This window comes from Methylorubrum rhodinum (assembly GCF_014199935.1).
Taxonomy (GTDB): Bacteria; Pseudomonadota; Alphaproteobacteria; order Rhizobiales; family Beijerinckiaceae; genus Methylobacterium; species Methylobacterium rhodinum.
This window is the reverse complement of the sequence record NZ_JACHOP010000023.1, coordinates 58,217-70,813: the sequence shown is the minus strand read 5'-3', so window position 1 is coordinate 70,813 and position 12,597 is coordinate 58,217. Positions and strand designations below refer to the sequence as shown.

General features: G+C 71.9%; 13 protein-coding genes. 5 read left to right on the top strand and 8 right to left on the bottom strand.

The window, feature by feature from the left end; all coding sequences use genetic code 11:
• Positions 1-241 precede the first annotated feature (241 nt).
• Both HNR00_RS20540 and HNR00_RS20535 read left to right on the top strand, forming a co-directional pair.
• A complete protein-coding gene (locus HNR00_RS20540) occupies positions 242-1,411 on the top strand; it encodes an FIST N-terminal domain-containing protein (protein WP_183572521.1) in 1,170 nt (389 codons plus the stop codon).
• Positions 1,412-1,421: 10 nt separating this feature from the next.
• On the top strand, positions 1,422-2,783 hold the full coding sequence (locus tag HNR00_RS20535; RefSeq protein ID WP_183572519.1) for an ATP-binding response regulator: 1,362 nt from the start codon (positions 1,422-1,424) through the stop codon (positions 2,781-2,783).
• Between the two features lie 81 nt (positions 2,784-2,864).
• Here the strand turns inward: HNR00_RS20535 and argE are convergent, their stop codons facing one another.
• Both argE and apaG read right to left on the bottom strand, forming a co-directional pair.
• Positions 2,865-4,028 carry an acetylornithine deacetylase gene (gene argE / locus HNR00_RS20530; RefSeq protein ID WP_183572517.1) on the bottom strand — a complete coding sequence of 388 codons (1,164 nt, stop codon included), beginning with the start codon at positions 4,026-4,028 and terminating at the stop codon, positions 2,865-2,867.
• A 1-nt stretch (position 4,029) separates the two neighbouring features.
• Positions 4,030-4,422: a Co2+/Mg2+ efflux facilitator ApaG/CorD gene (apaG, locus tag HNR00_RS20525; protein ID WP_183572515.1), complete on the bottom strand. Its 393-nt coding sequence runs from the start codon at positions 4,420-4,422 to the stop codon at positions 4,030-4,032.
• 138 nt (positions 4,423-4,560) lie between these two features.
• On the opposite strand from apaG, the gene HNR00_RS20520 reads away from it, so the two are divergent.
• Together HNR00_RS20520 and HNR00_RS20515 are read left to right on the top strand one after the other, a co-directional pair.
• Positions 4,561-5,031 carry a hypothetical protein gene (locus HNR00_RS20520; protein WP_246390843.1) on the top strand — a complete coding sequence of 157 codons (471 nt, stop codon included), beginning with the start codon at positions 4,561-4,563 and terminating at the stop codon, positions 5,029-5,031.
• Positions 5,032-5,045: 14 nt separating this feature from the next.
• The gene (locus HNR00_RS20515) at positions 5,046-6,137 is read left to right on the top strand and encodes a 2'-deoxycytidine 5'-triphosphate deaminase (RefSeq protein ID WP_183572513.1); all 1,092 of its coding nucleotides are present in this window, start codon (positions 5,046-5,048) and stop codon (positions 6,135-6,137) included.
• A 236-nt stretch (positions 6,138-6,373) separates the two neighbouring features.
• Here the strand turns inward: HNR00_RS20515 and HNR00_RS20510 are convergent, their stop codons facing one another.
• From HNR00_RS20510 to HNR00_RS20485, 6 genes are all read right to left on the bottom strand, one after another.
• Positions 6,374-7,192, bottom strand: coding sequence for a DUF1194 domain-containing protein (locus tag HNR00_RS20510; protein ID WP_183572511.1), 819 nt, complete (start codon positions 7,190-7,192; stop codon positions 6,374-6,376).
• An 85-nt stretch (positions 7,193-7,277) separates the two neighbouring features.
• Entirely contained in the window at positions 7,278-7,856 is a 579-nt protein-coding gene (locus HNR00_RS20505; protein WP_183572509.1) for a hypothetical protein, read from the bottom strand.
• Positions 7,857-8,008: 152 nt separating this feature from the next.
• Positions 8,009-8,740 (bottom strand): 6-phosphogluconolactonase, encoded by a 732-nt coding sequence (pgl, locus tag HNR00_RS20500; protein ID WP_183572507.1) that lies wholly within the window; start codon positions 8,738-8,740, stop codon positions 8,009-8,011.
• Positions 8,737-9,729 carry a phosphogluconate dehydrogenase (NAD(+)-dependent, decarboxylating) gene (gene gnd, locus HNR00_RS20495; RefSeq protein ID WP_183572505.1) on the bottom strand — a complete coding sequence of 331 codons (993 nt, stop codon included), beginning with the start codon at positions 9,727-9,729 and terminating at the stop codon, positions 8,737-8,739. The genes pgl and gnd overlap by 4 nt, the downstream gene beginning before the upstream one ends.
• Positions 9,730-10,056: 327 nt before the next feature.
• Positions 10,057-10,215, bottom strand: a complete 159-nt coding sequence (locus HNR00_RS20490) for a hypothetical protein (protein WP_183572503.1) — start codon at positions 10,213-10,215, stop codon at positions 10,057-10,059.
• 601 nt (positions 10,216-10,816) lie between these two features.
• Positions 10,817-11,206: a response regulator gene (locus tag HNR00_RS20485; protein ID WP_210306588.1), complete on the bottom strand. Its 390-nt coding sequence runs from the start codon at positions 11,204-11,206 to the stop codon at positions 10,817-10,819.
• 185 nt (positions 11,207-11,391) lie between these two features.
• Here HNR00_RS20485 and proB point away from each other — a divergent pair, with 185 nt between their 5' ends.
• Complete coding sequence (proB, locus tag HNR00_RS20480) at positions 11,392-12,525, top strand: glutamate 5-kinase (protein WP_183572501.1); 1,134 nt, start codon at positions 11,392-11,394, stop codon at positions 12,523-12,525.
• Positions 12,526-12,597 lie beyond the last annotated feature (72 nt).

Below are 12,597 nucleotides of genomic sequence, written 5' to 3'. Positions count from 1 at the left end.
GTCTTAATCCCGTCCAGACCGGCAGAGGGCTCCGGCCACTATGGTGACCGGCGTGGTAACGCCGTCGCTGTCGTCCTTTCCATTCGCGCCGTCGCGGCGGGACGACGGGGATCCCGTCCTTTTGCCGGCAATATCCATGCGAGACCCATTGCGGGGCATCGACGCCGCGCACATAGTCGCCGAGCTTGCGGGCAAGGGCGGCCGGAATACCCGGACAAGACCCGTTCGAGGGAGAGACGCGGTGGTTCAGGGCACGCAGATGCGGCGGCATCTGTGCGGAATCCAGACGGCCTGGACCGATGCGGGCCAAGCCGAGGCGGCCGTCGCGGCGCTCGCCGGAGCGATCGAGCGCGACGGCGTCGGTCACATCATCGTGTTCTTCTCGCCCGCCTACGACACCGAGGCGCTGACGGCGGCGCTCGGTGCGCGTTTCCCCGATATCGGCATCACCGGCTGCACCACCTCGGGCGGAATCAGCCCCGCCGGCCCGATCGATCGCGGCCTCGTCGCCATCGCCTTTCCCCGCCGGGGCTTCCGCATCGTCGCCGGGGTGCTCACCCAGATCGCCCGGCTCGACGTGGAGGGCGCGGCCACGACCGTGCGGGGCCTTCGCCGCCTGCTCGACCAGGGCCGGCCGGACGGCGGCACGGGCCATCGCTTCGCGATCTCGCTGATCGACGCCCTCGCCAACGCCGAGGAGACCGTGGTCTCGGCGGTGGCCTGGGCGCTCGACGGCATCCCGCTGGTCGGCGGCTCGGCCGGCGACGATCTCGCCTTCCGCTCCACCGTGCTGATCCACGACGGAAAGGCGCACCGCGACGCCGCGGTGATCCTGCTCGTCGAGACCGAATTCCCCATCCGCATCTTCAAGAGCGACAATTTCGAGCCGACGAACCGCAAGTTCGTCGTCACCGCCGCCCGCGAGGAGGAGCGGCGCGTCTACGAACTGAACGCCGAGCCCGCGGCGCGCGAATACGCCATGGCGGTCGGGCTCGACCCCGAGAGCCTGACGCCGATGAGCTTCGCGGCCTACCCGCTCGCGGTGAAGATCGGCGGCGAATATTACTGCCGCTCGATCAGCCGGGTGGAGCCCGACGGCTCGCTGACCTTCTTCTGCGCCATCGGCGAGGGCGTGGTGATGACGCTGGCCCAGCCCCGCGACATCGTCGAGGCGACCCGGGCCGAACTCGACGCCCTCGACACCGCGCTCGGCGGGCTCGACCTCGTGCTCGGCTTCGACTGCGTGTTCCGCCGCCTCGACGCGGAGAGCCGGCAGGTCCGCCACCGCATCGCCGACCTCTACCGCCGCTACGGCGTCGTCGGGTTCGAGACCTACGGCGAGCAGTACCGCTCGATGCATCTCAACCAGACTTTCACGGGCATCGCGATCGGCCGGGTCGAGGGGCGGTGAGAACCCGGCCATGAACCGACCGACCCCGTGGACCGATCCAGAGCCCGACCCGGTCGAGTCCCTGAGCCGGCGGGTGGACAAGCTGGAGCGCATCAACGCCGCGCTGATGGCCCATGTCGAACGGACCATGGACCAGCAGGGCGGCGCCTACTCGCTGTTCCAGACCGCGATCATGCTGGAGGGCCGCGTCCGCGCCCGCACCGAGGAACTCACCGCGCTGATGCACAGCCTGGAGCGTTCGAACGAGGCGCTGCAGGCGGCCAAGGAAGAGGCCGAGACCGCCAACCGCTCCAAGACCCGCTTCCTCGCGGCGGCGAGCCACGACCTGCTCCAGCCGCTCAACGCCGCCCGGCTCTCGCTCTCGGCGCTCGCGGATCTGGCGGCGGGCCCCGAGGCGCAGACCATCGCCCGGCAGGTCGAGCGGGGGCTGGAGACGATCGAGGACCTGATCAAGGCGCTCATCGACATCTCGAAGCTCGACGCGGGCGTGGTGCGCCCCGTGATCAAGCCGGTGCGGCTCGCCGATCTCGTGGCCGGCATCGAGGCGAGCTTCCGGCCCTTCGCCGAGCGCAAGGAACTGCGCCTCGTCACCCGCTGCGACGACATCGCGGTCGAGACCGACGGCGTCCTTTTGCAGCGCATCCTGCAGAACCTCGTCTCCAACGCGATCCGCTACACCGAGCGCGGCGGCGTGCTGATCGCCGCGCGCCGCCGCGGGCCGAAAACCTGCCGCATCGAGGTGGTCGATACCGGCCGCGGCATCCCCGAGCACGAGCGGGCGCTCGTCTTCGAGGAATTCTACCGCGGCGGGCGCGAGGGGGAGGACGGCGGCGTCGGCCTCGGACTCGGCCTGTCGATCGTCCAGCGCATGGCCTCGACGCTCGGCCACGACATCGCCCTGCATTCGCGGGTCGGCCACGGCACGCGCCTGAGCCTCACCCTGCCGGTCGCGGCTCAGCGTCCCGACGCGCAGGTGCGCTTCGCGCCGCTCGCCACCACGCTCACCGGGGCCCGCGTCCTGGTCATCGAGAACGACGCCTCGACGGCCGAAGCCTTGCAGCGCCTCCTGCGCAACTGGGACGCGGAGGTGCGCACCTTCGCCGACCTCGCGGGCGTCGTGACGGCCCTGGGGGAGGGGCTCGGCCGGCCCGACGTGATGGTGATCGACTACCATCTCGACCACGGCGCCTGCGGCTTCGACGTGGTCGATTACCTGCGCCGCAACAAGGGCTGGGTCACCCCGGTCATCCTCACCACCGCCGACCACAGCGCCGACATCGAGCGGCACGCCCGCGCGCACGGCGCCGAGCTCGTCCACAAGCCGATCAAGCCGGCGCAACTGCGCTCGCTGCTGGCCTACATGCTGGCCTGAACAGCGGGGATAAGTCCGGGGATAACCGGCCGTTCGGCGGCGGGTCCCGCCCGCTATCGTCCGCGGCGGCGCCGACCGGCATCAGGCGGCGCAATCCGCCAGCAGCCGGCGCATGAAGGCCTGGCCACGCTCCAACTCGTCGAGGTCGATATACTCGTCCGGCTGGTGCGCCTGATCGATCGAGCCCGGCCCGCACACCACCGTCGGGATGCCGGCCCCCTGGAAGCGCCCGGCCTCCGTCGCGTAGGGCACCGAGATCGTCCGGTTGCGCTGCGCCAGCCGGAGCGCCAGCCGCTCGGCCTCCGAGCCCGGATCGGGGGCGAGCCCCGGCACCGCCACCTCCTCCACCGTCTCGATGCGCCCGTACGCGCCGTAGCGGTTCAGCCGCTCGCGGGTCACCCGCGCGCAGGCGGTCTCGAACAGGGAAGGGATCTCGCCCATGTCGAGGTCGGGCAGGCCGCGGAACTCCCAGTGGAAGGCGCAGAGCTTGGGCAGGATGTTGCGGGCGGTGCCGCCCTGGATCGTGCCGACATGGACGGTGGTGTTGGGCGGATCGAACCGGCCGGAGGCGTCGCCGCGGGCCACCATCGCGTCGGCGATGCGGTTCAGCTCGGCGATCAGGTCGGCCGCCGCCATCACGGCGTTGGCGCCGAGCATCGGCTTGGCCGAATGCGCCTCGTGGCCGTGGACGGTGGTGTGATAGGTGACGATGCTCTTGTGGGCGTCGGCCACCTGCATCCCCGTCGGCTCGCCGACGATGACGGCGCCCGGCCGCGGCAGGTCGGCGCCGAAGCGGGCGATGGTGTCGGCCACGCCCAGGCAGGTCGTCTCCTCGTCGTAGGAGAGCAGGATGTGGATCGGCCGCCTGAGGTCGGCGGCGAGCGCGTCGGGCACCAGGGCGAGCGCCAGCGCGTCGAACCCTTTCATGTCGACGGCGCCGCGGCCGTAGGCCTTTCCGTCCGCGACGCGGAGCGTGAAGGGATCGGTGGTCCAGGCCTGCCCGGTCACCGGCACCACGTCGGTATGGCCCGACAGCACGACGCCGCCGTCGATCTTCGGCCCGAGGGTCGCGAACAGGGCCTCCTTGTCGCCGGCCGCGTTCGGCACGCGGACATACGGCACGCCCCAACCGTCGAGGTAACCGGCCACGGAATCGATGAGCGCGATGTTCGACTTCGAGCTCTCGGTGTCGAAGGCGACGAGCCGCTCCAGCCATTCGAGCGGACTCAGGCGCTCTCCACTCATCCTAGTGGACGACGCGGCGCATATGCGGCGAGTCGAGGGAGAAGGCCGGGATCTCCGCCTCGAAGCTCTCGCCGGCCATCGTCGCCATGGTGTAGCTGCCGGCCATCAGCCCGTCCGGCGTCGTGAGCGGGCAGCCGCTGGTGTAGCTGAAGGACTGGCCCGGCTCGAGCACCGGCTGCTTGCCGACGACGCCCGCGCCGCGCACCTCCTGACAGGCCCCGCGCCCGTCGATGATGCGCCAGTGGCGGGAGCGCAGCTGCACCTGCTCGCTGCCGTTGTTCACGATCTCGACGGTGTAGGCGAAGAAATAGCGGCTCTCCCCCGGCGAGGATTCCTCCTCGACGAAGCGGGGCTCCACCGTCACCGTGATGCCGCGCGTCTCGGCCTTGTACATCGCGTGAAAACGTCTCCGTGGACGACGGGCAGGCCGCGACGCGACATCTGCGTCGGGTCGTGGTACGTGGCGCCCGAAATCCCGTCAATCGCGGCGTTCACCGTCGGACGACTGGCCGGATCAGCCGGCGGAGAGACCTTGCCGAACGCCTCGCCGAAGCTTGCGAATGCCGCCGCCCTGCGGCGCCCGCCGCTCGCCGAGGCGTTCCGCGCCGCCCTCGGCCCGCTCCTCACGGTCTCGCCCGCCCTGCTGTTCGCGTGGTGGCACCCGGCGCAGAACGCCTGGGCCGCGCTGGCGCTCGGCATCGCGCTGGCGCTCGACGCCGCCGCCCGGCTCACTGTCCGCCTCGCGCAAGGTCGCACCGGCGTCGATGCCGAATTCCGGGGCGTCGCCTCGCCGCTGCTGATGCTCGGCAACGCGGTCTGGCTCGGCGGCCTCCTCGTTGCGCTGGGCGCGTGGCTGCGGCCGGACCTGTTCCCGCTGCTCGCCTCGGCGCTCGCCGGCCTCGTCGCCATGGGGGCCTGCGCCCGGCTGTCGCTCGCGCGGGCGGTGATCGCCCTCGATGCGGCGGAGCGGGCGGCGGCGCAGGAGAAGGCGAGGGGACGATGAACGGGGAGGGGGCGATGAGCCGAGACGAGACGGGTGGCGGCATCCTGGCGGCCCAGGGCATCGCCGCGCTGACGGAATCCGGCGCGATCCTGCCCGCGAACCCTTACGCCCCCGACCAAATTCAGCCCGCGAGCCTCGACCTGCGCCTCGGCGCCCGCGCCTACCGGGTCCGCACCAGCTTCCTGCCCGGCAGCGGGCGCCCGGTCTCGGCCTGCATCGAGGCGCTGTCGCTGCACGAGATCGACCTGACCGACGGCGCCGTGCTGGAGACGGGCTGCGTCTACATCGCCGAGCTTCAGGAAAGCCTCGCGCTGCCTGCCGACCTCAGTGCGGGGGCCAACCCGAAAAGCTCGACGGGCCGCATCGACGTGTTCACCCGCGTCATCACCGATTACGCCAGCGCCTTCGACCAGATCGAGGCCGGCTATCGCGGGCCGCTCTACGCCGAGATCTCGCCGCGCACCTTCCCGGTGCGGGTGCGGAGAGGCTCGCGGCTGTCGCAGGTACGGTTCCGCCGGGGCGAGCCGCGGCTCTCCCTCGACGCCCTCACCACGCTCCACGCCCGCGACCCGCTGGTCGATGTCACGAGCCCGTCGCTGCACGGGGGCGTGGCCGTCTCGGTCGATCTGTCGGGCTTCGGCGGGCTGATCGGCTACCGCGCCAAGCGCTACACCGGCCTGATCGACGTGGACCGCCCCGGCGCCCACCGCACCGCCGAGTTCTGGGAGAAGCTGCCCGCCGACGGCACCCGCACGCTGATCCTCGATCCGGGCCAGTTCTACATCCTGGCTTCCAAGGAAGCCGTGCGCGTGCCCGCCGACTTCGCGGCCGAGATGGTGCCGTTCGATCCCCTGGTCGGCGAGTTCCGCGTCCACTACGCCGGCTTCTTCGATCCGGGCTTCGGCCTCGGCGAGGCCGGCGGCGCGGGCGCGCGGGCGGTGCTCGAGGTGCGCTCCCGCGACGTACCGTTCCTGCTGGAGGACGGCCAGATCGTCGGCCGTCTCGTCTACGAGCGCATGCTGGAGCGCCCCGCGACGCTCTACGGCGCGGGAGCCGGCTCGAACTATCAGGCGCAGGGGCTGAAGCTGTCGAAGCACTTCGCCTGAGCGGGGTGCGTTATACCGTTCTTGCGAAAATGGTATAACGCAGCGTTTTCAGTAGCGTGGCGGCTGTGCGGTGTGCTCCCACCCGCGCCCTCATCCTGAGGTGCTGCGAAGCAGCCTCGAAGGAGCGCTCCAGTCCGCGCGCGATCCCTGGAACCCTCCTTCGAGGGCGCCGCTTCGCGCCGCCAACTCAGGATGTGGGCGTGGGTGGGAATACGCGTCGATGAAGCCCTCGGCTCTCACCGGCTCGCCACGGACCTCGGCTCACGCCCCGTCTCCCCCGGCGCCAGCCCGCTGATCTCCATCACGAATTTCTGCCGCAACGCGCGGGCGAAGTCGCCGTATCCGCGGGCCGCCAGCAGGAAGTGGCCAGGGCCGCCGACGATGTGCTCGCGGTACCACGCGTCGAGGGTGGTGCCCTCGCGATAGGTCTGGCGCGGCAGCTCGCGCAGGCCGTAACCGGGGGCCCGATAGGCGCCGACGCCGACCACGTCGTTCTCGCCCGGTACGAGGATCGGCAGGCCGTTGATGGTGGTGCCCGCCGCGAGCAGGGCGTCGCGCGCGGTGTGGATCGCGTCCGTGTCGCTGCAATTGTCGATGCCGTCGCCCGACACGTCGACCACCACCCGGTCGGCGGCGACCGGCAGGCGTGGCACCACGCTGGCCGAGAGCGTCCGCAGCATCTGCCCGGCGCAGGTGAATTCGCCCGGCACCCGCGGCACCGCGCGCACCAGCACGGCGGTCGCCGCCGCGTCCGCCTTCGTGGCGATGCGGCGCCAGTCGACGGCCAGCCGCGCGCCGTCGGCCCAGGTCACCAGCGCAAAGTAGATGCCGCCGGAATTGCCCTGGATCGCGGCGAGCACCGCCGGATCCTCCAGCGCCTCGGCGATACCCTCCATCTGCAGGTGGTAGCGGGTCTCGTCGACCGAGCCCGAGACGTCCACCGAGACGACGAGCGCCGTGGCGACGCCGTCCTCGGCGAACACGGGCCGCGTCAGGGCGAGCAGCGCGAGCGCGCCGGCGCACAAGGCCCGCCCACCTCGGATCGGTCTGAACACCACGCCTCCCTCGCCGAGATCTTTCGCGAGCGTAGTCGAAGCTCGGAGGGCGCACCACCGGACACAAGTCGGGTGGAAGCGGGCGTCAGTGCTGGCCGGCGAGCCGGGGGGCCGGCGCCCGTGCGGGCGCCTTGGCGGCCGGACGCGGCGCCTCCGCGACCGGCGGCGCCTCGAAGGCTGACGCGTCGAGGGCGAGGACCGGCAACTGGCCGAGATCGAGCGCCGGGGCCGCGGCGCGGGGCCGAACCGGCGGGGCGGCCGGAGGCGCGGCCGGCTCGGCGGCGACCGTGCGGAGGGCCGGGGGCTCGGCTGCCGGGACGTCCGCGGCGGGAGGCGCGGCGACGGGGGCCGGAAGCACGGCCGCTCCCACCACGCGGGGCGTCGACGGCGCCTCCGCGGCAGCGTTCGTCACGATCTCCGGGGCCGGATCGGCGGCGGGTTCGGCGGCGGGTTCGGCGGACGGCCAGGGCGCCAGGCTGAGGGCGGCGGCGAGCGACAGGCCGGCGAGGCCGAGACCGAGACCGGCGAGCCAGGCCGACGGAGTGCGACGGCGCGGCAGCGACTTCAGGGGCCCCGGCAGGACCCGGTTGTGGCTCAGGCGAACGCTCTGGCGGCGCGGCAGCGCCCAGCGATCCGGCTCGACGGCGAACTCCCTTCCCGACACGGCACGCCCCTCTCGGTCCGTCGGTGAAAGGATTCACAAACCGGCAAGCTCCGCGGCGAAATTGCGGCAGAGGTCTCGATTCGTAGGATAAGTCGCGGTTTTTGCGCGATAATCCGCAAGAAATCCCGTCGTCTGCCCACCTCCGGTGGAATTCAGGCCTCCGCCGCGTCGCGATCGATGAACCACGAGAGCCGCCCGACGCTCGTCGCGTGGGCGGCCGGCAGATCCTCGCCCGCCGCGAGTCGCCGCAGCGGATCGCGCTTGCCCGCACCGTTGACCAGAAACAGCACCGAGCGGGCGGAGGCGAGCGCCGGGAAGGTGAGGGTGATGCGGGGCACGAACGGCTCCATCCCGGCCTCCGGCACCGGCGCGACCCAGGCGTCGCGCTCGGCGAGTGCCGGCTTTCCCGGGAACAGCGAGGCGGTGTGCCCGTCGCTGCCGAGGCCGAGCAGGACGAGATCGAACAGGGGACGCGCCGGGTCGAGCGCGTCGGCGCCGTAGAACGTCTTCAGCGTCGCCGCGTAGGCGCTTGCGCCGATCTCCGCCCCCTCGTCGGAGGGGATGAAGTGCAGGTGCGTCGGCGGCACGGGCGAGGCGTGGCCGAAGGCCTCGCGGACCATGCGGACGTTGCTGAGCGGATCGTCCCACGGCACCACCCGGTCGTCGCCGAAGAACCAGTGCACGCGCTCCCACGGCACCCGCTCGACGAAGCCGGGGGAGGCCAGCAGCGCGTAGAGGCGCTTCGGGGTCGAGCCGCCCGACAGGCAGATTGCCGCGCGCTCGCCGGGCGCGCTCGTCACCATCTCGATCAGATGCTCGGCGGCCGCGCGGGCGGTCGCCTCGGCATCCGCCATCAGTTCGGTGTCGCGGGGAAGCGCGATCACGGCGTCGGCCCCCGGCGCGGCGGCTCCTGATGTCCGCCGAACCCCTTTCGCATGGCCGAGAGCAGCTTGTCGGCGTAGCTCGCATCCTCGCGGGAGCGGAAGCGGCGGTAGAGCGCGCTCGACAGAACGGTGGCCGGCACCGCCTCCTCGACGGCGGCGTTGATGGTCCAGCGTCCCTCGCCGGAATCCTCGACGTAGCCAGAGAAGTCCTCGAGCGTCTCGTCGCCCGCGAGCGCCGTCGCGGTGAGGTCGAGCAGCCAGGACGAGACCACGCTGCCGCGCCGCCACACCTCGGCGATGTCGCCGAGGTTGAGGTCGAAGCGCCGCTCCTCCGGCACCTGCTCGGAATTGGCGTGCTTGAGGATGTCGAAGCCCTCGGCATAGGCCTGCATCAGGCCGTACTCGATGCCGTTGTGGATCATCTTGACGAAGTGGCCGGCTCCGCTCGGGCCCGCGTGGATGTAGCCGAGTTCGGCCCGCGGATCGCGCCCGTCGCGGCCGACCGTGCGGGGGATGTCGCCCAGTCCCGGCGCCAGGGTGCGGAAGATCGGATCGAGCCGGTCGACCGCCGCCTTGTGGCCGCCGATCATCATGCAGTAGCCGCGCTCCAGCCCCCAGACGCCGCCGGAGGTGCCGACATCGACGTAGTGGATGCCCTTGGCGTCGAGGTCGCGGGCGCGGCGCACGTCGTCCTGATAGAACGAGTTGCCGCCGTCGATGATGCAGTCGTCGGCCTGCATCAGCCCGCCGAGCTTGCCCACCGTCTCCTCGGTGATGGCGCCCGCGGGCAGCATCACCCAGGCGGTGCGCGGGCTCTCCAGCTTCGCGACGAGATCGTCCAGGCTGTCGGCGGGCGTCGCGCCCTCGCTGGCGAGTTTCTCGACCGCCGCCGGGTCGCGGTCGAACACCACGGCCGTGTGCCCGTCGCGCAGGAGGCGGCGGACGATGTTGCCGCCCATCCGGCCGAGGCCGATCATGCCGATTTGCATCCGCGCGCACTCCCGTCGGGTTGCCGCCCGTCGCGGGGGCGGACCGTCAGGAAGCGGCTCGCCGCCCGTGGGACGGTGCGGTTCGCGGTTCGAACGTTTCGGTCAAGCCGGCGTTCCCGCACCTGCGCGAGGGCGGATATGCGTCGGCCGCGGAGCGGCGCGACCGGCGAGGCGACACCGATGCGCGGCGGCGGGAACGGCGAGCCGACGGGGAGAGGACGCCCGGCCCGCTGCGGACGACGTCGGCGCAGTCTCGCGCAAGAGCGCGACGGCGACGAGGCGAAGTCGATCCGATCGGTGAGGTCAAGGTATCCGGCTCCTGCCGCCCTACAATTGCCGCGGCGATGCCGTGGCGGCGGGCGCCGTCGTCGGGGCCGCCGCCTGCCGCTGCAGGAAGGCGACGAGCATCGCGCCCACGTCCTGCGGTTCGCCGCTCCAGGGATGGAGGACATCGCCGATCCCCGGTGAACTGTTGATCTCCAGCACCCAGTGATTGCCGGGCGCCGCCGGCACGCCCGGCGAGTTCGCCGGCCGCGCGTTCGAGTTCGCCGGCCTCGATCAGGGCCCGGCAGGTGTCGAGGCGCTCCTGCGGAAGGCTCGCCGTGTCGGCGAGCCGCTCGACGGCGCTGGGCGCCGGCCGGCACGCATGCTCGATGAGCATCTTGAAGGCGGGCGGGACATCGAGCCGGACAGGGAGCGGACCAGGGCCTCGACAGCGGGTTCGCCGGATCACCCGACAGGCTCGGGCCGCAAACGGCCAGCCGATCACGCAGAGTCTCGATCAATTCGGCGAGCGTGCGGTCGCCGCGCGGGAACTGCTCCGGATCGGCTTCGCAGGTGAACGCCTTCTCGAATTCCATCGCCATCTCGACGGAGTCGAGGTCGTGGACGGACATGGGTGCGTGAAGATCGAGAGCGTCGGCGTCCTCACCCGCCACTGTGGCGACGTAGAGGGCGACCCAACGTCCGACGTCCATGGCTCGGCCTATCCCCGGTGCCGCTCCTTCCCGATCCAAATGCGCAGGAACCGGCCGGTTCACGTTGGGGTGAGGCGACCCGGATGACGGAAGGTCTTCGACCGGTCCGGCTATCGCGGCGGCAACAGGCGGCTCAACGCGCCGAACACGGCGTCGAGCGCCACCGGCTTCTCCAGGCAGGGCAGGCCCGCATGGGTTTCGGTCAGGCTCGTACACTCGTAGCCGGTGACGAGGAGCACCGGCACGCGCAAGGCCAAGAGACGATCCGCCACCGGGTCGGCCCGCTCGCCGCGCAGGTTCATGTCGATCACCGCCGCATCGAGGCCGGGCGCCGGCGCGAGCAGTTCCAGCGCCGAGGCGACCGTGCCGGTCGGGCCGAGGACCAGTGCGCCGGCACGGCGCAGGCCGCCGCCGAGCTCGTCCGCCCAGAAGTAATCGTCCTCGACGACGAGGATGCGCCGATCCCGAAGCAGGCTGTCCCAGGCACGAATGTCGGGCAACGGTCCCCTCCGGCAAACGCCGCGGCCCCGGCGGGCGGCGGTCGGCCTCACGGCTTTGTACGCATTTGTGCCGCGAAGGGAAAACCGGATTGTCGCATTGCAACCGGGCCCCATGCGCCGCCGCCGTCTGGTCAATGCCGCCCGCTTGGGGCACAGCAACGGCGTCTTCATCGCGTCGCCCCGTCATGACCGTGCTCCAGCCGCCCGCCCTCGAAGAGTTCCGCCGCGTCGTCGTGAAGGTCGGCTCCGCCCTGCTCGTCGACAGCGCCCGCGGCCGCCTGCGCCACGCGTGGCTCGCCGCGCTCGCCGAGGACATCGCCGACCTGCATGCGCGGGGCGTCGATGTCCTCGTGGTCTCCTCGGGCGCGATCGCGCTCGGCCGCACCGTGCTCGGCCTTCCGCCGGGCCCGCTGCGGCTGGAGGAGAGTCAGGCCTCGGCCGCCGTCGGGCAGATCGCGCTCGCCCGCCACTGGACCGAGGTGCTCGGCCATCACGGCATCGTCGCCGGTCAGGTGCTCGTCACCCCGAAGGACACCGAGGAGCGCCGCCGCTACCTCAACGCGCGGGCGACCGTCCAGAAGCTGCTGGAAGTCCGCGCCGTCCCCGTCGTCAACGAGAACGACACGGTGGCGACCATCGAGATCCGCTACGGCGACAACGACCGGCTCGCCGCTCGCGTCGCCACCATGATCGGCGCCGACGTGCTGGTGCTGTTCTCCGACATCGACGGGCTCTACACTGCCCCGCCCCACACCGACCCGAGCGCCCGGCACCTGCCCGTGGTCGAGCGGGTGACGCCGGAGATCGAGGCGATGGCCGGCGGCCCGGCCTCGGAGCTGTCGCGGGGCGGCATGCGCACCAAGGTCGAGGCCGCCAAGATCGCCGCCAGCGGCGGCACCCACATGGTCATCGCCGACGGGCGCCGGAAGAACCCGCTGCGCACCATCCGCGAGGGCGGGCGCTGCACGTGGTTCCTGTCGGGCTCGACGCCGACGGCCGCGCGAAAGACCTGGATCGCGGGGGCGCTGGAGCCGTCGGGCACGCTCATCGTCGATGCCGGCGCCGCCCGTGCCCTGGAGGGCGGGGCGAGCCTGCTGCCGGTGGGCGTCACGGGAATCGAGGGCCGCTTCGCCAAGGGCGACGCCGTGCTGATCCGCGGTCCCGAGGGGCGCGTGCTCGGCCGCGGCCTCGTCAACTATGACAGCGCCGAGGCCGTCGCGATCATCGGCCGCTCCAGCCGCGACATCGCCGCGAGCGCGGCCCAGCCGGGACGCACCGAGATGATCCACCGCGACGACCTCGCCATGGTCGGCGCCTGACCGGAGATATCGCGCTATTTTCGTCGGTGCGATGAAATATCGTGCCGGCAACGCGTCGGGCGCGCTTGTTCA